Annotated in this window: 21 protein-coding genes and 1 pseudogene; 19 read left to right on the top strand and 3 right to left on the bottom strand. The window is 40.6% G+C overall.

Annotation, left to right across the window (positions count from 1 at the left end; all coding sequences use genetic code 11):
- On the top strand, positions 1-194 hold a 194-nt coding region (locus AC0L6R_RS07830), incomplete at its 5' end, for a cation:proton antiporter domain-containing protein (protein WP_473270676.1).
- A gap of 53 nt (positions 195-247) precedes the next feature.
- Entirely contained in the window at positions 248-1,129 is an 882-nt protein-coding gene (locus AC0L6R_RS07825) for a potassium/proton antiporter (RefSeq protein WP_473270675.1), read from the top strand.
- Positions 1,130-1,563: 434 nt separating this feature from the next.
- On the opposite strand, the gene AC0L6R_RS07820 is transcribed toward AC0L6R_RS07825, so the two are convergent.
- From AC0L6R_RS07820 to AC0L6R_RS07810, 3 genes are all read right to left on the bottom strand, one after another.
- The gene (locus tag AC0L6R_RS07820; RefSeq protein ID WP_473270674.1) at positions 1,564-1,893 is read right to left on the bottom strand and encodes a DUF6686 family protein; all 330 of its coding nucleotides are present in this window, start codon (positions 1,891-1,893) and stop codon (positions 1,564-1,566) included.
- A gap of 454 nt (positions 1,894-2,347) precedes the next feature.
- A complete protein-coding gene (locus AC0L6R_RS07815) occupies positions 2,348-3,511 on the bottom strand; it encodes a PepSY-associated TM helix domain-containing protein (protein ID WP_473270673.1) in 1,164 nt (387 codons plus the stop codon).
- On the bottom strand, positions 3,511-5,889 hold the full coding sequence (locus tag AC0L6R_RS07810) for a TonB-dependent siderophore receptor (protein WP_473270672.1): 2,379 nt from the start codon (positions 5,887-5,889) through the stop codon (positions 3,511-3,513). Before AC0L6R_RS07810 ends, AC0L6R_RS07815 begins: the two co-directional genes overlap by 1 nt.
- A gap of 203 nt (positions 5,890-6,092) precedes the next feature.
- On the opposite strand from AC0L6R_RS07810, the gene AC0L6R_RS07805 reads away from it, so the two are divergent.
- From AC0L6R_RS07805 to AC0L6R_RS07725, 17 genes and pseudogenes are all read left to right on the top strand, one after another.
- Complete coding sequence (locus AC0L6R_RS07805; RefSeq protein WP_473270671.1) at positions 6,093-6,701, top strand: hypothetical protein; 609 nt, start codon at positions 6,093-6,095, stop codon at positions 6,699-6,701.
- A 69-nt stretch (positions 6,702-6,770) separates the two neighbouring features.
- Entirely contained in the window at positions 6,771-7,610 is an 840-nt protein-coding gene (locus AC0L6R_RS07800) for a purple acid phosphatase family protein (RefSeq protein WP_473270669.1), read from the top strand.
- 19 nt (positions 7,611-7,629) lie between these two features.
- A pseudogene (locus AC0L6R_RS07795) lies at positions 7,630-7,701 on the top strand (hypothetical protein); the annotation flags it as partial.
- Positions 7,702-7,725: 24 nt separating this feature from the next.
- Positions 7,726-8,142, top strand: a complete 417-nt coding sequence (locus tag AC0L6R_RS07790; protein ID WP_473270668.1) for a hypothetical protein — start codon at positions 7,726-7,728, stop codon at positions 8,140-8,142.
- 194 nt (positions 8,143-8,336) lie between these two features.
- Positions 8,337-8,777, top strand: coding sequence for a hypothetical protein (locus AC0L6R_RS07785; RefSeq protein ID WP_473270667.1), 441 nt, complete (start codon positions 8,337-8,339; stop codon positions 8,775-8,777).
- 31 nt (positions 8,778-8,808) lie between these two features.
- Positions 8,809-10,032 (top strand): hypothetical protein, encoded by a 1,224-nt coding sequence (locus AC0L6R_RS07780; RefSeq protein WP_473270666.1) that lies wholly within the window; start codon positions 8,809-8,811, stop codon positions 10,030-10,032.
- On the top strand, positions 9,983-11,503 hold the full coding sequence (locus tag AC0L6R_RS07775; protein ID WP_473270665.1) for a hypothetical protein: 1,521 nt from the start codon (positions 9,983-9,985) through the stop codon (positions 11,501-11,503). Before AC0L6R_RS07780 ends, AC0L6R_RS07775 begins: the two co-directional genes overlap by 50 nt.
- A gap of 43 nt (positions 11,504-11,546) precedes the next feature.
- The gene (locus tag AC0L6R_RS07770; RefSeq protein ID WP_473270664.1) at positions 11,547-13,286 is read left to right on the top strand and encodes a translocation/assembly module TamB domain-containing protein; all 1,740 of its coding nucleotides are present in this window, start codon (positions 11,547-11,549) and stop codon (positions 13,284-13,286) included.
- Positions 13,252-15,273 (top strand): translocation and assembly module lipoprotein TamL, encoded by a 2,022-nt coding sequence (tamL, locus tag AC0L6R_RS07765; protein ID WP_473270663.1) that lies wholly within the window; start codon positions 13,252-13,254, stop codon positions 15,271-15,273. Before AC0L6R_RS07770 ends, tamL begins: the two co-directional genes overlap by 35 nt.
- 5 nt (positions 15,274-15,278) lie before the next feature.
- Positions 15,279-15,572 (top strand): BamA/TamA family outer membrane protein, encoded by a 294-nt coding sequence (locus AC0L6R_RS07760; RefSeq protein WP_473270662.1) that lies wholly within the window; start codon positions 15,279-15,281, stop codon positions 15,570-15,572.
- Between the two features lie 92 nt (positions 15,573-15,664).
- A complete protein-coding gene (locus AC0L6R_RS07755; RefSeq protein ID WP_473270661.1) occupies positions 15,665-17,551 on the top strand; it encodes a DUF4153 domain-containing protein in 1,887 nt (628 codons plus the stop codon).
- 110 nt (positions 17,552-17,661) lie between these two features.
- Positions 17,662-18,462 carry a DnaJ domain-containing protein gene (locus tag AC0L6R_RS07750; RefSeq protein ID WP_473270660.1) on the top strand — a complete coding sequence of 267 codons (801 nt, stop codon included), beginning with the start codon at positions 17,662-17,664 and terminating at the stop codon, positions 18,460-18,462.
- Positions 18,463-18,574: 112 nt separating this feature from the next.
- Positions 18,575-18,877 (top strand): chaperone modulator CbpM, encoded by a 303-nt coding sequence (locus tag AC0L6R_RS07745; RefSeq protein WP_473270659.1) that lies wholly within the window; start codon positions 18,575-18,577, stop codon positions 18,875-18,877.
- Positions 18,878-18,893: 16 nt separating this feature from the next.
- Positions 18,894-19,352, top strand: a complete 459-nt coding sequence (locus tag AC0L6R_RS07740; RefSeq protein WP_473270658.1) for a DinB family protein — start codon at positions 18,894-18,896, stop codon at positions 19,350-19,352.
- Positions 19,353-19,490: 138 nt separating this feature from the next.
- Positions 19,491-19,694, top strand: coding sequence for a hypothetical protein (locus tag AC0L6R_RS07735; protein ID WP_473270657.1), 204 nt, complete (start codon positions 19,491-19,493; stop codon positions 19,692-19,694).
- A 13-nt stretch (positions 19,695-19,707) separates the two neighbouring features.
- Positions 19,708-19,863, top strand: a complete 156-nt coding sequence (locus tag AC0L6R_RS07730) for a VOC family protein (RefSeq protein ID WP_473270656.1) — start codon at positions 19,708-19,710, stop codon at positions 19,861-19,863.
- Positions 19,864-20,004: 141 nt separating this feature from the next.
- Positions 20,005-20,379, top strand: a complete 375-nt coding sequence (locus AC0L6R_RS07725) for a class I SAM-dependent methyltransferase (RefSeq protein ID WP_473270678.1) — start codon at positions 20,005-20,007, stop codon at positions 20,377-20,379.
- The last annotated feature ends 29 nt before the right edge of the window (positions 20,380-20,408 follow it).

Raw genomic sequence — 20,408 nt, 5'->3', positions numbered from 1 at the left:
TGATTTCGGATCTAAGCTTTCTTGAAAGCCTATTACTCGGATCTATCGTTTCCTCTACAGATGCCGCTGCTGTTTTCTCTGTTTTACGGGCAAAAAGCATAGGATTAAAAGGGCATTTGAGACCGCGACTCGAATTGGAAAGCGGAAGTAATGATCCCATGGCATATTTCCTGACGGTCTCTATTCTCAACTGATTACCTTAGAAACGGGTTCGATCTGGGAAATTATTCCTCTGTTTTTTATTCAGATGATTGTTGGCGGTTTATTAGGCTGGCTGTTTGGGAGAGCTACCGTATTATTAATCAATAAAATCAAACTGGATTTTGAAGGGCTTTACCCTGTGATGCTTCTTGCTTTAGTATTGATTACCTACACGACGACGGATCTATTGAAGGGCAACGGATTTCTCGCCGTTTATATCAGTGCTATCACTGTTGGGAATGCCAATATGGCCCACAAGAAAAGCCTCATGAAATTCTTTGATGGGATCGCATGGTTGATGCAAGTGATCATGTTCATCACTTTAGGTCTCTTGGTTTTTCCTAAGCAACTCTTCCCTGTCTCAGGAATTGCAATTTTAGCTGCACTCTTTTTGATTTTCGTTGCACGACCGCTAGGAGTGTTCATCTCACTTTCCTTTTTCAAATACAAGCTTCGCGAAAAGACTTTTATCTCCTGGGTGGGACTCAGAGGAGCAGTTCCTATCGTATTTGCGACACTACCCCTGATCGAAAATATAGAAATGGCTTCTACGATTTTCCATATCGTCTTCTTCATCGTATTGGCTTCAGTTGCTATTCAGGCGACTACTCTTCCTATAGCTGCAAAACTCCTGCACCTCTCTCTACCGGCTTCCTTGAAGCGAAGATCTATGTTAGACATCGAGCTTTCTGATGATTTCAAGAATGCGATTCTGGAAGTTCAGCTACCAAGGAACAGCATGATTGCTGGGAAGAAAATTTTGCAATTGGGATTCCCAAATACTTCTTTAATCGTACTTGTAAAAAGAAACGGAAAATTTATCACGCCAAATGGCCAAACCGAGCTGGAAGAATTGGACGAGCTTATGATCATGTTGGAAAATGACCAGGAAGAGGAGCAGATAAAGAATCTCCTTCAGATTAAATGAGGTAAGTCATAAGTTTTGACACCTAAGAAGTCGAACAATTTGCCAAACGCTTCTTCAAGTTCGGCAGATATTTATAAAAATCGACGGGATAATCAGAGGATTATTTACTTTCCATTTGCAGTATGACTTATAGTATTTCACCAAAAAAAATTAGCCCACCCCACTATTAAACCCGATAAGGAAGCGTCAGGAGAATCTAGCAAGAAAAATTCCCCTGACGCAGGAAAAATAAGAGTTGAAAAAGGAAAGCTCATAGCTTGAAAAGAATTTTAAAAAATAACCCAATCAAATCCTTGAGGAATTAGCAGAGATCATATTAATTAGCTTGGTGATGGCCGGCCTATTCAGCTGGTTTCCAGCCCCCCGTCTTTCCTCTTCGACCTTATGTCTCTCGGCTATAGTCTTTCACCAAGTGGCTCCCAAGACCAGACTCCTCACAACCTGCGAATCATCTCAATCAACTCCAGCTGGGCGTTTGCTTCAATTACATTTGCCTTGAGCCGGTAAAACTCCTCTTCAAGCAGCGTAAACTGTACATCAGGATGATAGGTCTCAATCACAACCCGGTCAAATCCATCAAAGAAGGGATACTTTTCAAATTCAAATTCCATCCGGTCCAGATAGCTGCAGAAAGCATTAAAATTGAGCGCATCAAAGCTGATCATCGCTTGCTTATACATAAGCCCCATCCTGTCACAATCGGCACATTTAGTGAAAACAAAATCTTCCGTTTGATAGACTATTTCTGCTTTACATGAGGACATAAGCTTCTTGGTTGAATGAAAGGAAAATAGTGCCTGGGATAGAAGCTAAGGTCGGTTTAGTTTCCAAATGCAGCCAATTTCCCAGTGGCTTAGTTATACAGATAAGGTTATCTCTTAAGGCCTATGATGTACTCAAAACCCAATTACTAGTACTGGGTGAGATTAAATCATTTGACTCGTTTTATTTTTATTTAGATTAATTTTAAATTAAAACAAATCTAAGCCATGAGAGCCAGTCTGGCAAGGATCTCTGGAATTATTTAAAGGTTTTTTTGAAGAAAAAGTAAGTGTAAAAGTTTAGAGTCCATAAACTACAGTCCACAGCCTGACAAAAGGAACTTCCATTCTTTACTTACAAACAGATACTAGCGATAGCGAATGATAAATCCTTCCTAAAATGCAGAAAGGCTGCAAAACCTTACAACCTTTCCACCTTACAACTCTAAACTTAAATTCAAGCTTCCGGCAACACCATCTTCTCCTTAGCTTCACCCTCAGATTCTTTCTTCGCCTTATTTCTCCTTCCCCACCAGATCAAAAATCCAGTCACTGGAAGTGAAGCGATAATCGCACTTAGGAAAAAAGCTAAGATTTTACCCGGCAAACCAGCAATGGCGCCCACGTGCACATCATAGTTCATCCGCATAATTTTCTGGGCTACAGTTGCCTCTTCGAATCGGTTGTAAAAATGTTCCACAGCAACTTCTTTCAATGTATTCTGATCAAAATATCGGTAGTCCGACTTCCAGTAAGTGGACGCGTCCGGATTTGCGTTGGCTGCAATAGCCGCTCCTTCGAAACCCGGAGGATGAACTTCTATCCAATCCGCATTTGGATATTCTGCATTCATCTTCATCCAAACCGCATCCAAAGCCGGGATTTCTCCCTGATAAGTCTGGGTGGAATCCGAAATTGGATCGTAATATTCTACAAATTTCTCCCCACCCGAAGCGACAAAATACAAAGTATCTCTGAACCATAAGAAGCCCCAGACCAAACCTGTAATAGCAAAAACCAAGGCAAAAGTCATTACATAGAATCCTAAGACTTGATGCAGATCATAATTTTTTCTTCTCCATCGAGCAGACCACTTGACCTTCAGGCTTTGCTTCAAGTTCTTTTTCTTTGGCCACCAAAGGATCAAACCTGAGATCACCATAAATAGAAATATTAAAGTGAAGGAGGCTACTACGGGCTGACCTATTTCTGGTGGGAGCCATAGGTAAAAATGCCCGTCTAGCACGATTCGGAAAAAGTCCGCATATTCATCTTTTAGCTTGAGCACTTCACCGGAATAAGGATTGATGTATGCGATTTGGTAGTGGTCATTCCCTTCCCCATAGCTGAAGAATATAGCCTGAACAGATTTTTCTTTGGTAGGATAAAGAATCGCGTGTAAATGCCCTTCAGGAAAAGCCTTCTCTGCAATCGTAGTGATCTCACTCGGTGTCAAAACGGTAGTTTCCTGAGGTTCCACAAATAGAAATGGATAAGTCAATTCTTTGATTTCGGCCTGAAATGCGTAGATACAACCAGTAACTGCCACAATAAACACCACTAGCCCGGATGAAAGTCCGAGCCAGAGATGAAGTTTATTTATTGCCTTCTTTAGTTTCATTAAAATCTATAATTGAGACTAAGTGATACATTTCTTAGATTCTGCGGGGTCACTGTGGACCAGCCTGAATAGTACTTTTGATCTGTCAGATTATTGACCTTCAAGGCTAAGAAATATTGTGAGCCTGTATAAGATAGTGACGCGTTAAAAACCTGATAGGATGGAAGCTCAAATGAGCCGATCACATCTCTGTTTATAGTAAGGTATTCACTGGCAGTGTTACCACCTAAGCCAAGTCCAAAGCCTTTCAATGCGCCCGCTGAGAAATTATAGCTTGCCCAAAAATTGAACAAATCTGCTGGTCCTGCTTCTTCAGGACGTAGTCCCAAGTACCCACTTTCAGCATAATCCTTGGTCACCTCTGCGTCATTGTGGCTAAACCCTGCCACCAAACTCAATCCGTCCACTGGACTTGCTACCACACTTAGCTCAAATCCTTTGCTGACTACCTCACCACCTTGGATAGAATTGTTCACGTTGGTAGGATCAGTCATGACACGATTGCTCACTGTGATATTGTAGTAGCTGGCAGTTGCTGAGATTTTGTCGTTAAGCAAGTTGGTCTTCACACCAAACTCATATTGGTTGGCTTTCTCAGCATCAAAAGTTTTAAAACGTGAATTGGTGCCGTCGGCATCTGTCACGGTGGTTGGTGCTATGTTTTTGAAGCCGTTCATGTAGTTACCAAAGATGGAAACCTTGTCTTTCACTGGCTGGTAAACCACTCCGAATTTAGGAGAAACAGCTGTTTGCGTGTTTTCGTTGTTATCAGTACCCCAGGCTTCATTTTTGAAGTTATCCACCCTTAAACTGGCCATCACAGAAAGCTGCGAAGTCAGTTCCAATACATCCGATACATAAGCACTCAAAACTCTCGTATTGCCTGTAGTATTTCCTTCGAACGTATCTTTAAGCAATTCATCCACTCCTGCTTGGGTCAAAACACCTGTGTCATTTCCATCAGAAAGTGTCACTACGCCATTTCCAACCCAACCTGTGCTGCTATTAATCAAATCCTGATCGTAATAATCAACACCTACAATCATTTTATTTTTCATAGCTCCCAGCAGGAAATTACCGATGAAATTTTGCTGAATGTCAGTGGAAATCGTTTGCGCATTTCTATCCGAAATATATCGGTAGAAAGAGTCTCCATCACTTCCATCAAATAGGTAGTGATAGTATCCGTCAGATTTGGTAGAGCTTCTGGAAACTACCGTCTGAGAAGTCCAGTTATTGGAAAGTTTGTAGAAAGCCTGAGCTTGAAGTGCATACGAAGCATTGTTGATACTCAGCTCATTTCCAGTAAATGAACGCTCATAATTACGTTCAAAAGGATCAATCGAATCAAAAGTGATTGGATTTGATCTGTTCAAAAAGATCATCGGCGCATTCACTGAAGTTGCGTTCAAAAACTCGGTGTTGATCAGGAAGGAAAGCCTTTCGCTAGCCTGAAACTTAAATGAAGGGGCAATGAAAAATGAATTTCTGTTTCCGGCATCCTGAAAGGTATTGTTGGACTGATATGCTGTATTTACACGCATAGAAGCATTTTCATTCAAAGGAACATTCACATCTCCTGTGATTCTATTTAACCCATAACTTCCTGTGATAAAACCAACTTCTCCTTTAAAGAAATCAGTGGGACGCTTGGTGGTGATATTGATCAAGCCTCCATAGGAAATCACTGAGCTACCGAAAAGCGTGCCTGACGGACCTTTGATCACATCCACAGTTTCGATATTTGCAGGATCAAGTCCACCATTATTTAAGCTTGGCATACCATTGACCATAGTTGGCTGGACTGAAAACCCTCTCATTGAATAGTATTCTGCGCCGTCACCTCCACGCCCTGTGGATTCCCAAAGTCGGGTAATTCCAGTCGCATTTTTCAGTGCATCATTCATATTCGTTACCACTTGCTCTTTCAGAAGTTTGGAAGAAACTGAGTTGTAGACTTGCGGGTTTTCCAAATCTGTCAGAGGAAGTTTAGCTACAGTAAAGTTGCTGTCAGAATAAAAGCGATTGGTACTCATATCTGTAACGATCACTTCATTGAGATCAGTAGAACTTTCTGACAAAGTGAAATTCACAGAAAGTATTTCTCCAGCACTTAACTGGATATTTTTCTCCTGCTTTTCTATACCTACAAACGAAGCATAAACAGTATAGCTACCCGGAGCGATGTTCTTGATTTCAAAAAAACCATTTCTGTCAGTTGCATTGCCCTTCGCAAGGCCTTTGATCCCGACATTAACAAATTCCATCGGCTGGTCATCCGATGTCTTTACAAATCCTTTGATGCTGGCAGACTGGGCAAAAACGCCATAAACGCAAAGGTAAAATAGGGTGGATAAGAGTAGAATTTTACGATTCATGTTGGTTTGGTTTTCAAATATTTCACAAACATATTACTTAGATTAATTCTAAACAATAGTTATTTAGAATTAATCTAAAAAAAGTTAAGAGTCCGCTTTTTGCTTCCCTTTAGCTTTAATTGCATTGCCGGGTCAACTCCATATCTTTTACCTTATTATTTGTAAATACTTAAATTGAAGCAGAATCGCTCAGCATAATTTTTATGAAAAAACTTCCTCAACTGACTATAGCCAGCATTTCTATCTTCCTAGGCTTCACTTTTTGGGGAGCTGGTATGGCAAAACTTTTTCACGATCACCAGTTTTTTGGATGGATTGGGCCGGTTTGGTTAATCGAAGAATTGGAACCCTATGGTTTGGGCTTCTACGGACGGTTTATAGCTTTTAGCCAACTAATAATTGGATACCTCTTAGTCACCACCCGCTACAAATTGCTTGGTAGCATTATGATGATTCCTTTGATCGGCAATATTTTAATGGTAACGATCTCCTTGCAATGGAGTGGAACTCCGATCGTTTTAGCATTTCTTTTATTCTTAGACCTGATATTACTCTGGCAATACAGAGATTTTTTCAGACCCTTGATCGATGAAAGCAAAAGCAAATATGATATCAAGACTCGAAAAACACGCACTGTAAACGGTCACCTCGCTTGGCTAGCAGGACTTGCCCTCCAGATTTCTGCAATTCAAGTTTCCTATTGGAATTGGATAGTGGCTTGCGGGATAGTTTTGATGGGGCTTGTCCTATCTGGGTTAAGCTTTTATGTAGACAGAATTTTGACCAAGAAGCATGATTTAAGAATTACTTAATACGGCTTTTGAAAAGATCATGTCTTTTATGGGCTACTTTACATATATTTTTACTAAAACTCTGACTTAATGAATACCTCAATTAAGATCGCATTTGTCATTCTGTTTCTTGTAGCATCCTGCTCTACTCTTATAGCTCAAAATTTTAAACCTTCAGAATTCCCTGACCGGATAATTCTGACTTGGTCAGACGACCCTATGTCCACCCAATCTGTTACGTGGAGAACTTCTTCTGATGTATCGGTTTCAAAAGCTCAGTTCATCTTAGCGCCGAATACCCCGATTTATCTAGACAGTGTAGAGACTGTTATTGCAAGCACTGAATCTCTCGAGGTGGATAATGTAACAGCAAACTACCATTCCGTAACGTTTCGCGACCTCAATGCAGCAACAACTTATGCTTATCGTGTAGGAAATGAAGATACTTGGTCAGAGTGGTTTCAATTCACCACCGCACCAAAAAAAGGAACACCCTTTACTTTTGCCTACTTTGGCGATGCGCAAAACAATCTCAAATCTCAGTGGTCAAGGATTATTCGGCAGGCTTATTCCAACCTACCGAAAGCGGCATTTATGGTTCACGCTGGTGATCTAATCAATAGTACACAATCCGACTCCGAATGGGGTGAGTGGAACTATGCTGGGGGATTTATCAACGCGATGATTCCATCTGTCAGCACACCTGGTAACCATGAATACGACAGCGAAGAAGATGGGACTTTGGTCTTGGATTACCATTGGCAAAAGCAATTTACATTTCCTAGAAATGGCCCAAATGAGTTTTCGGAAACTGTTTATTACATAGATTATTCAGATTTGCGTTTGATTTCCCTGAACTCCCAGGAGATAGTACAGAACGAAAAATCTATGGAGACCCAAAAAGTCTGGTTAAGAAAAAGTACTCGCTGAAAACACCCAAAAATGGACAATCATCACTTTTCATCATCCGATTTATTCCTCGGGAACTGGCCGTGACAACAAAGAATTTAGAGAGGCTTTCAAGCCTATTTTTGACAAATACAAAGTGGATTTGGTGCTTCAGGGGCATGATCATTCTTACGGAAGAGGAAGAAATCTACCTTCTGGCGTGGCTAATCAAGATCCAGCTGCTCAAGGCCCTGTCTATGTAGTGTCAGTTAGTGGGCCTAAGATGTACAACCTCACTTTCGATAAGTGGATGGATCGGGCAGCTTCCAATACGCAACTTTACCAACTGATCAGCATAGAAGGAGATCGATTAAGCTATGGAGCGTACACAGCTACCGGAGATTTGTACGATGCATTTGACCTTATCAAGGATGGAGTTCAACCGAAACAATTCATTGATAGAGCTGATAAAGCAATCCAAGAAGCAATAGAGCTAACCCCTGGCTCGGATAAGAAAATGACTCCTGAAGAAATGGCTGAGTACATGCGTACCTATAAAAAGGGAAATGAATAAAGTTGTGCAGGATACCATATCCTAACAAAACATTGAGCGGATAGGTTAAACGTTAGGTAAACTGGCTTATTTATTGCCCAAATATAGCCTTAGGAACATCTACATTTACATCCATTATTTAAACGCTCAATTCCATTAAACGCTTTTTAGCTAAATTTTTAAAGATTCTGGGTATAACTATTGCCACTCTTCTGGTGGTCGTAGGAGCCTTGATTCTTTTCATTCGCAGCCCATGGGGTCAGGGGATCATTGTGGACAAAGCAACTTCCTATGTTTCTGATAAAACAGGCACTGAAATATCAATAAAGCGGCTTTTCATCACATTCGCAGGAAATATCTATTTGGAAGATTTATATCTGGAAGACACCCAAGGTGACACGTTGCTCTATTCCAAAAATCTGGAAGCAGGAGTAGCTTTTGGCCCCCTACTGACCACAGGAAATATTAGTGTAACGAAGTTGGAATGGGAAGGTCTAATAGCTAGAGTAAATCGAAGCGCAACCACTGAGAAATTCAATTTCGACTTTTTGATTGAGGCATTCGTTTCCCAAGATGCGGACTCCACTCAAACTGTGGCTGCCGACACTACTGTCTCCGACCCGCTATCTATTAAATTATTCTCCAATAGCGCTTAGGGATTTCGATATTACTTATCTGGACGAAGTCATGGGGATTGATGCAGCTATAATTTTGGGTGAACTGGATGTAGAAATACCCGGATTGGATTTGGAAAAGTATGAGTTTGACATCAAAGAAGTATCCATCCAAGACACCAGAATCAAATACCATCAGACAAAGCCATTTCCCCCATCTAAAGAATCTACAGAGGAATCACCTCTTCCAATTCTGAATTTGGATAAAATGAGGTTAACTAATGTGAGTGCAGATTATGTCAATGTACCCGATAGTCAGGAGGCCCAAGTCAAGATCGGTAACTTCTTGATAGAACTTCCGGAAGCGAACCTTCAAACTCAAACTATAAGGCTGAAAACTTTAGCATTAGAGAAGTCCAGTATTCTTTTCCATGATTTCTCGGTTGCTACGCAAAATGGGGGCAGCCCAGCAAGCCCTTCTGCTCCATTTGAATGGCCAGATTGGGTAGTGGAAGCTGATAAAATAGCTATTGACTCAACTGACATTGAATATAAATCTGCAGACACCTCCATTAAACAAGGTGAATTCAATCCTGAAGCCGTTGTGCTCAGCAACTTACTATTTGATGCTAAGGATATTTTCCTGAAAGATGAAAAAGCAGGAATGAATCTTCAGGCGTTTCATTTCCAGGAAGGAAGTGGTTTTGACCTCAACGAATTTCAGTTTGACCTGAAAGCAGGAAATGAATCCGTACTGGTTAAAAACTTGATATTGGCTACCAATCGTAGTAAGCTCGATGCTGAATTCTCCTTGAAATATCCATCCATTCAAGCGTTCATCGATAATTATGAAAGTCTAAAGTTTGATATGGAGATCAACGAATCCAGACTGGATGTGCGAGACAGTTATTTCTTTGACCCTACTCTGGCACAGGACACGCTTATAAGAGAGCTCGCTAACAATCCGATTAGGTTGGATTTGATCGCGAGTGGAAGTTTCAATGCCATGGCTATCCCTAGCCTGAATGTTCAATGGGGAGAAAGCGATTTCTCTGCAAATGGAACAGTGGAAAGCCCATTGGATGTAGAAAAACTTTCCTTTGACTTTCCAGAAATCAACCTGCTCACCACTCGGGAAACTCTCCTGAAATTTATAAAAGAGGAAGATTATGGAATGAAATTCCCAGAGCAACTAGATTTAAAGGCCACTACCAGTGGAACGCTGGATGACCTGTTAGCAAAGCTGAATGTGGAGACTGACATGGGGAATATCCTTCTCGACGGCACCTACCAGTGACAAGGATCAGCTGGCTTTCTCCGCAGATCTCATTGTTAATCAGCTCCAACTTGGAAATCTTCTCAAGCAACCAGAGCTGGACACACTAACATTCGCAATCAATGCCCATGGCTCTGGTTCTAGCCTAAATGAACTTAATGCAGAATTATCCTCCACATTTGAGCGCTTACGGCTGTATGGTTCGGATTACTCAGGACTGAATTTGACAGGCAAAGTAACTGATGGAAAAGGAAATTTACGGGCAAGCTTGGATTCAGAGTATTTGGATTTTGAGTTAGATTCTGAATTGACCCTAGATTCATCAAACTCAAAAATCGACTTGAAGCTGGATTTAGTTGGAGCCGACTTCTACGCACTTGGCTTAACGGCAAAAAACTCCAGAGCTAGACTTAAACTAGATGCAAATTTCGAAGGAAATCTGGATGAATTTGACCTCAATGCCTTGGTACAAGAAGGCATATTATTATACGACGATAGAAACTACCCTATCGGTGCATTAACGCTAGCAGCAAATGTTCGCGAAGATTCCACCAGTTTAGATATCGCCAGTAAAATATTGAATGGCTTTGTCCGAACAAACACAAACCCAAGTGAACTGGCTACTGCTCTTTCCGAACATTTCACCCAGTACATAGACAAAACCGACTCAGTGTATCAGACCGGTGATCGCAGTATTGTGATGAATATGGATATGAAGATTTCAGACGATCCATTGCTTACCGAAGTGCTGCTTCAAGGTATGGAGCAGTTTGATTCCGCTAGAATCCAAGCTAATTACATTCAGGACATTGATTCTCTCACAGCAGATATAGATTTCCCTTATATCAATTATTCAGGGACAGAAGTTGATAGTTTGGGGCTCAGAATCCGATCAAACAAAGAAATTCTAAGAATGTATGTAGGCTTTCAGGACTTAACATCCGGCCCACTCGCCATCGGTAAAACATACATGACCGGGCAACTAGCCGACTCCAGAATGTATTTTGATTTTCATTCTTATGAAGAAGAGACACGTACCTATCATATTTCTTCGGACATAGGCTTAAATGGAGACACGCTGAGCTACCATGTATCATCCATAGACTTAATTCTGAAGGGAGATAAATGGATGGTCCCTGAAAAAAATCAGGTGAAATATTCAGGTGAAAGTCTAGAATTCAAAGATTTCGTTTTCTCCAAAGGCAATCAGGAACTCTCTTTTGTAAATAATGTAGAAGGCTTTACAGACGAGAACATCGCGATGGTATTTAGAGATTTTAGACTTTCTACCATTACCAGTCTGCTGAATCCACAGGAAATCATCGCTGGAGGAAAAATGGATGGACGACTGGTGGTGGAGAATCCATTTGGAGCGACAGGCCTGATGGGTGAGTTAAAAGTAGATAGTCTGAAAATCGTGAATGTACCGCTTGGCAATTTAAACCTTGAAGCTACTGCCAAAAGCTTAGGAGAATTATATTCTAGAGCTTAATCTTAAAGATGGTGGCTTTGATTTAGACCTTAATGGAGATTTTGTGGCCAATGAAGCTGGGGGTGATTTTGACGTGAAACTCGAGCTGAATAAAATCGAAATGGATAAAATAGCCGCACTCTCACAAGACCAAATCCTAAATGCAGATGGCTTCCTCACTGGTACAATTACAGCTAATGGCACCACTGCAGATCCAAAATACAAGGGTGAAATACAGTTCAATGAGACCTCTTTTGTCCCTGCTCAATTAAACACAACCTATATCCTTTCGAATGAAACGATCAAGGTGGATAATGCTGGAGTTTATTTCGATCAATTCACTATTCGAGACGTAGAAAGCAACACCTTTGAGATTGATGGGACAGTTGGTACTGAAAGCTATCTCAACCCCACCTTTGACCTATCTCTTACAGCCAAAAATTTTATGGCGGTAAATTCCACCGACGAGGAAAATGATTTGATCTATGGTAAAGGAAGCATTGATGCAGATGTGAGAATACAAGGAGATCTGGTGCTGCCGATTGTGAAAGCTACCTTAAGCATTAAGGAAAGTACAGACTTGACCGTGATAATCCCAGAGTCTGAGCTAGATTTAGTAGAAAGACAAGGAGTAGTCTTGTTCGTAAACAAAGACAATCCTGATGATATATTGACCCGCCAGTCGGAGGAAACGACGAGTGCATTTGCAGGCTTTGACATTCAAGCAATCCTAAGAGCTGATCCAGAAGCATTGTTCACGATTGTAATCGATCCTGCTACGGGGGACAATCTTCAGATCGCAGGGGATGCCGATCTACAAATGGACATCAATCCTAATGGAAGAATTACACTAAGTGGTAACTACGAAATCTCAGACGGGCATTATGAAATGTCTCTTTATAATCTCGTAAGCAGGAAATTTGACATAAATCCTGGAAGTAGAATATCATGGAATGGTGATCCGATGGACGCTAATCTGGACATCCGCGCTATCTATGAAGTAGAGACTGCAGCTTCAGAACTGATGTCTGCTCAGCTTACTGGAAGCACTAATGAAACACAAACTCAGTACAAGCAACAGTTGCCCTTCCTGGTTTATCTGAATGTAAGTGGGGAATTGCTGCGGCCGGAAATATCCTTTACCCTTGATATGCCTGAAAATCAAAGAGGCGCTTTTGGAGGATATGTCTACTCCCGCGTGCTACAAATCAATGAGCAGGAAGATGAACTGAACAAACAAGTTTTCTCTTTACTTGTACTCAATAGATTTTTCCCTTCATCTGGTAGCGATGGATCCAATGGAGGAGCAGAAGCTATTGCGAGAAATTCAGTAAGCCAGGTGCTTTCGGACCAGATGAATGCACTTTCAAGCAAACTATTTGGTGATAGTGGATTTCAAGTAGGATTCGATGTAGACAGCTACCAAGACTATCAGTCCGGCAGTGCGCAAAACAGAACTGACCTGAACATCAATGCCCAGCAGACTCTTTTTGATGACCGGTTAGTGGTGCAGGTCGGGAGTCAGGTTGACTTGGAAGGAAGCTCTCAAAATTCCCAGCAAGCGAATTCAATTCTGGCAAACATAAGTTTTGAATACCTCCTCACCGAAGATGGGCGCTGGAGAATCCGTGCTTTTCGTAAGAATCAATTTGAAAGTATTATAGACGGTCAACTTGTAGTGACTGGTGGAGGATTAATTTTCAATCGGGAGTTCAATCAATTTTCAGAATTATGGAAAGATCCAGATCAAGACAAGGAAAACCGAGTTGATGAATTGGAGAAAAAAGAAGAAAATGAGGATTAAGAAATTCATACCGGCTATCTATTTAATTACCCTTGCAACTGTAATTGGCTGCAGCGTGAAGAAGTATATACCAGAGGATGAATTCCTATACAAAGGCGCTGATCTTAAACTCCAAACAGAAGTTGAGGGCATCAAAGGATTGGATGACATAGAGGATGAACTGAATGGACTTCTCCGGCCTGAACCAAATACAAAATTCTTAGGAATGTACGTCGGTCTTTGGGCTTATTTTAAGGGAACTAAAGATAAGCCTGGATTCATCAATCGATTTTTGAATAAAAAAATCGGTGAAGAGCCTGTCTATTTCAGCCAAGTTGCTCCAAGTCGAACGGAGGAACTCATCATTAATAGATTAGAAAACCGGGGCTTCTTTTACAGTACAACTAGCTCTGAAGTGACTCGAAAAGATATCTATGCCAAGGTTGACTACACGGCTACAATTTCGGAACCCTATAAACTCTCCGAGGTAGTCGTAGATAGAGATAGCCTGGAAGTGGAGAAAGAGATCATCGAACTGATGAAGGATACTAAGCTAGATTCTGGAAGCAGGTTTGATCTTAACATCTTGACCTTCGAAAGAAACAGAATTGATTCAGCGCTCAAAGAAAAGGGGTATTACAACTTTAACAGTGACTACCTCATTTTCGAAGCAGACACCAATATCTCTGATAGCGCTAGGATCTTCAAGCTCTATCTAAGACTAAAAAACAATGTACCATCCAAAGGCATTATTCCATACACCGTTGACACCATCAACGTTTTTCCAAATTATTCAATAGATGAAAATGAAACGAAAACTGATACTGTTTCTCTAGCTGGCAAAAATTTTATCCAGAATGAAAAAGTCTTCAAACCAAAGCTTTTGAACGACTATATCCTGATCGAAAAGAATGAACGATATAACCCAACCCTTTCCCGACTTTCAAGTAACAGGTTAAGCTCAATCGGTAATTATAAGTTTGTAAACCTACGCTATAAGGAGTTAGAAACTTCGGATTCACTTGGTCACCTAACTGCTAACTTCTATTTATCTCCGATGACCAAACGATCTGTGCGAGCAGAACTTTTGGCGGTATCCAAATCCAACAATTTTGCTGGGCCAGCATTGAATTTGGTTTATAGAAATAGGAATCTATTCAAGGGAGGAGAAACACTCAATTTGACTGGAAAAGTAGGATATGAATTTCAAATAGCGGGCGGTGAAAACCGGAAGGGACTTCAATCCTTAGAACTAGGTTTAGGGGCAGATTTGATCTTCCCGCGTGTCATCTTCTTTGTGCCTATCAAGGAGAAGTTCAGTTATTCAGTCCCGAAAACCAAAATGGGATTAAGTGCAGAATACCTAAGCCGTGGTGGACTTTATCGTCTTAATTCAATTTCGGCAAAATATGGCTATTTCTGGAATGCAAACCAGTTTGCCTACCACGAGATCAATCCAATCAGTTTAAGTGTGGTAAACCTCAGCAAAACCTCTCCTGAATTTGAGCAGATTTTGGACGATAACCCATTCTTGAGACGGAGTTTTGAGCAGAATTTTATTGCAGGAATCAATTACACTTTTAATTACAACAAGTTAAATGACAGATTTCGAACTCATGGTTATTTCTTAGGAGTGGGGCTAGATTTTGCAGGAAACACGATCAATCTTATCAATAAAATTACAGGGAAAAATGACGGCAAATTCTTAGGACTCGAGTATGCTCAATATGGCAAAATGGATCTGGATCTGCGTTATCATTTGAATATAGACAAGAAGCAAACCATTGCAACCCGGCTTTTTGCTGGTTTCGGATTCCCTTTTGGCAATTCTCAATCCCTACCTTATATCAAGCAGTATTTCTCAGGCGGACCAAACAGCGTCAGAGCATTCAGAATCCGATCGATCAGGCAGGAACGTATAGACCTGAAAACTTCGACGTCAATTCATTCTTCGATCAATCTGGAGATGTCCGCATTGAAGGTAATATCGAGTATAGATTCCCTATAGTCTCTTTGCTAAAAGGAGCGCTATTTATGGATGCAGGAAATATCTGGCTAATGAATGAAAACGAAGCCTTACCTGGTGGCAAATTCACATCTGATTGGTGGAACCAGTTAGCCGTAGGAACTGGATTTGGGCTACGTGTTGATATTGAGTTTTTTGTGATTCGCTTCGATTTGGCTACGCCTCTTCGCATTCCTTATTTGGAGGAAGGGGAGCGTTGGGGAAACAGCTTTGATGTAGGTAGCAAGACTTGGAGAAAGCAAAACCTGATCTTCAATTTTGCGATTGGCTATCCATTCTAAATCTCCTCTTCCATAACTAAAGGCAACTTGAACTTTAAGTTTTCCAATTATCTACTATCTTAGGTAAACTCATAGTTACCTGACAAACCTTAATGAAATTCCCTTCAATTTCTCAGCTGCAAAAAGATGGAACCCATGCTGCATTGCGCTTTCCTTTTAGTTTACTTTTTGGGATTCTGGCTGCTGGATTAAGCTGTTGGATGATTGAGGCAGATCCCATTGAAGATCTCAGAATGCTCAATCTTCTACTCACTTTTGCATTAGGGATTCCACTTTACTTCTGTATTGCTGTATTTGCAGAGCGAAAAAATTTCACCTCTTTCCAAAAGCAGATTTCGTGGATAGTCGGCTTAGTCATTTTAGGCTTAATCTATTTCAGCTTCCCTTCGGAGGACACTTTCACTAATACCCGAGTACCATACATCCGATATGCCATTTACAATCTGGCAATTCACTTAATGGTCGCCTTTCTACCCTATTTCGGATCTGATAATCAGGAGGGTTTTTGGAATTACAACAAGAACTTGTTCATCCGGCTCGTCCTAGGAGTGTATTATTCACTGGTGATTTTTATTGGCATAAGCCTCGCACTTCTAGCTATAAATGCGCTTTTCGACGCCAACATCCAAGGAAAAATATATGTCCAAATCTTTGCAATCACCTTTAGTATATTCAATACTTGGTTTTTCTTAGCTGGCATTCCTAAGACTTTTGAAAGCGAACTTTCTTTGGAAGATTATCCCAAAGGGCTGAAGATTTTCACCCAGTTTATCCTGATACCGCTCCTGCTGGTTTATCTCTGCATCCTGTATTTCTACGGGGCTAAAATCATCATAACAGGAGAATGGCCAAAAGGCATAGTGAGTTATATGATTATAGCCATTTCGGTCTTGGGGATTTTCACTAACCTCCTACTTTACCCTTACCAGCAGTGGAAAGAAAGTGGCTGGATCAAGAAGTTTCATCGGGGATATTATGTCTTCCTCATTCCATTAGTCATTCTACTTTTCTTAGCTATTGGCATTCGTATCCAAGATTATGGCCTTACAGTAAATCGATACATCATCACCTTAATGGGGATTTGGCTGGCCTTTATTTCCATTTATTATTCTTTAGGCAAAAGAAATATCAAGACCATTCCGATATCCCTCGCCCTATTTATGATTCTGTCTTCGTTTGGTCCCTGGGGAATGTTCAGTCTGAGCGAGCTAATACAGAGAAAGCGTCTAATTTCCATTTTGACAGAAAACAACATCTTGGTAAATGAACAAATCAAAGGTGAAGTGAACTGGGAAATAGATCAAAAAGGAAAGCTAAAACCTATCGGTGAACTTCGCACGAAATCACTTCCAAAAGATGAATTGAATGAGGTAAATTCTATCCTTCAGTATCTTGAAGATTATCACGGAATGGAATCGATCTACCCGTGGTTTAGCCAAGATTTGAAAAGTCTGATGAGTGAAGCCAAATATGAGCAAACTAAATCAAGTTCATTTATCCCAAGTAAAGTCATAGTGGAAACGATGGGATTGACCTATGTACCTTACTACGAAATGCTTAATGAAGCTAATGTTCTGAAGGACATGACCTTGGTAACAGACGGCAATTTTCAACTCGAAATCTCAGATTTTGATTACATCCGAAGTTTCAATAGTACCATTTGGAATCAAGAAGAAGAACTCCTTTTGGAAAAGAAGTACCTTTTAGAAATTGACGAGGAAAACAAATCAAATTTAACCCTGAAATGGACTGAAGGACAAAAAGTTATTGACCTTTCCATGGAGTTGAGGGATTACTTTAATTTATATGGAGGAGGCTATCACAATATGCCTTCAGAGGAATTGATTATTTCAAAAAAATATGACGACATGGAAATAATCCTACAGATCACATCATTGACACTAACAATTTCAGAAGAAACATTCCTACTTCAAAATCTAGACGGATTGCTTTTCATCAAGGAATTTCAAGAGGAATAGCTATCTCATCTTCCATTCTAGCGCCATTCTAAGTATATTGATGAAATGGAAAACCAGCTAGGTTTTTCAACTCTTATTTTTCCAATACAACATAAATTCCAGTTAGAAATATGGCATTTATAGATTACTACAGCGTACTAGGCATAGATAAAAATGCTACTCAAGCTGACATCAAAAAAGCTTATCGTAAACAGGCGCGAAAATACCACCCAGATGTCAATCCTGATGACAAAGAAGCTGAGCTAAAATTCAAGGAAGTCAATGAGGCGAACGAGGTTCTCAGCGACCCGGAGAAGCGTAAGAAATACGACAAATACGGCAAGGACTGGAAGCATGCAGATCAATTTGAACAGGCAGGTGCTGGCAGGCAGCAAAGGAGCCAAAATCCTGGAGCTGGCTTTGGTGGGCAAAACTTCGGAGGAGCTGACTATTCGGACTTCTTTGAATCCATGTTTGGTGGATCTAGAGGAGGTTTTCGGCAAGGTGGCAGAAGTACTAAGTTCAAAGGTCAGGACTTCAATGCACAGCTGGAACTAGACATTCACGATGCTTACAAAACGCACAAACAAGTGCTCAATGTCAATGGTGAAAATATCCGCCTTACTTTAGCTGCGGGAATAGAAGATGGGCAAACCATCAAGATCAAAGGCAAAGGATCACCAGGGATAAATGGTGGCCCCAACGGGGATTTATACATCAAATTTGTGATCAAAAATAACACGAAGTTCACTCGAGAAGGAGACAATTTGTATTCCACTGTTGAAGTGGATCTATACACCCCGCCATGTTCAGGAGGTGATATTATAGCTGACACCTTTGATGGAAAAGTAAAACTCAAAGTAGCTCCGGAAACACAAAATGGCACAAAGGTGAGACTCGAAAAAGAAAGGAAAAGGTTTTCCTGTCTATAAAAAAGAAGGCGAATTCGGAGATTTGATCCTTACCTTCTCGATTAAAAACCCCACAAAATCTCACCAGCAGAAGAGAAAAAGTTATTCGAAGAACTCCAAAAACTACGATAAGATGGCACAGCAAGAAATGATATTGATTGAAACCCTCTGTACGCACTATGAGATCGAAGTTTCCTTTGTCGACACGCTTTCCAGTCTAGGTTTAATCGAAGTACACACATTGGAAGAAACACAGTTTATACCTGAGGACAAAGTAGGAGATTTAGAAAGAATGATACGAATCCACCAAGATCTACAGGTAAACCCAGAAGGTATAGACGTGATTTTTAATTTACTTCGTAAAGTAGATGAATTGAAAAGCGAATTAGCAGCCACAAAAAAAAGACTCAAGCGATACGAACTTGAAGACGAATAATCCAATTGCACAACTTATGAAGTATAGTTTTGACATCTGGAAAACGAATAGAAGCATCTACTTGAAATACCTGACTGAGTATTCACTTGAACAATTAAATCAAGTACCTGAAGGCTTCAGCAATAATCTGATCTGGAATATCGGCCATGTCATAGTCGTGCAACAAAGGCTTGTCTATGGCTTGTCTGACCTATCAATGCATGTTTCAGACACACTATTTCAGAAATATAAGCCAGGAACCAAGCCAGAAGCAAATGAACCGCAGGAAACTGTCGCGCTTTTCAAGGAGCTTCTTATGTCTTCAATAGATCAAACCATTTCTGATTTTAAGTTGGGAAAATTTGAGCGTTATAATGAACTTACTACTTCCAAAGGTTTTCATTTGGCAAATGCTTCAGAGGCCATCAATTACAACAATTACCATGAAGGCATGCATTTGGGTACAATGATTGGCCTGGTTAAATTCCTTAAATAACTTAAACCACCTCTACGATGAATAGGCTTACACTTTTCGCAGCAGCAATCTCTACCTCCTTTAGCCTGGGTTTTTTGTTAAATTCTTTTCTCGAATCCCAAATCTCAAAATACAGCTACGAACATAAACTATACAGCTATGAAACTAGGAGCATTTTCTATTAGCCTAAGCGTTAAGGACCTTGAAGCCTCAAAAGCATTTTATGAAAACCTAGGCTTTACCCAGTTTGGTGGAGCAATGGATAGTAATTACCTGATCATGAAAAACGAAAGTACCTTGATAGGCTTATTTCAAGGTATGTTTGAAGAGAATATCTTGACTTTCAATTCCAGGCTGGGATGAAAACGCAAAGGAAGTGGCAGATTTTCAGGATGTGAGAAAAATCCAGCAGCAGCTTAAATCTACCGGCATTGAAATCATCAACCCAGCTGATGAGGACACAACAGGCCCAGCCAGCTTTGTGGTCAAAGATCCAGATGGAAATATGATCCTTTTTGATCAGCATCTATAAATAGATTTTGTAAATCCTTATTTCAATTTTATATCACACAGCCTTACCAAATGAATAAGTCAAGTGTCGCAGAAATCCGCGAAAGATTCGATAATGATGTAGAACGATTTTCAAACCTCCGATACCGGTCAAGTAGCTACCATTGATGCTACGATTTCTCTGGAACTAATTACCGAAGCAGCCAAGCGGATCGTTCCTAAAGCAGAAAATGTTCTGGATGTGGGGTGCGGAGCGGGCAATTACACCTTGAAAATGCTTACCAAAGTCCCTAATCTTTCCTGCTCATTAGTGGATTTAAGTGGTAAAATGCTTGAGAAGGCAGCGGAAAGGGTCTCGGCTGAAACGCAAAGTAAAGTATCTATATACCAAGGAGACATAAGAGATATAGTACTCCCTGAAGGCAGCTTCGATATCATTTTAGCTGGTGCTGTTTTGCATCACTTGAGAGATGATGAAGACTTTGGGAAAAGACATTTGCTAAGCTCTTCTCACTTCTCAACCCTGGAGGATGCCTGATGATTTCCGATTTAATTACGCAGGACACT

The organism is Algoriphagus sp. 10J20-15 (genome assembly GCF_055809615.1).
This window is presented reverse-complemented; position numbering and strand designations above follow the sequence as displayed.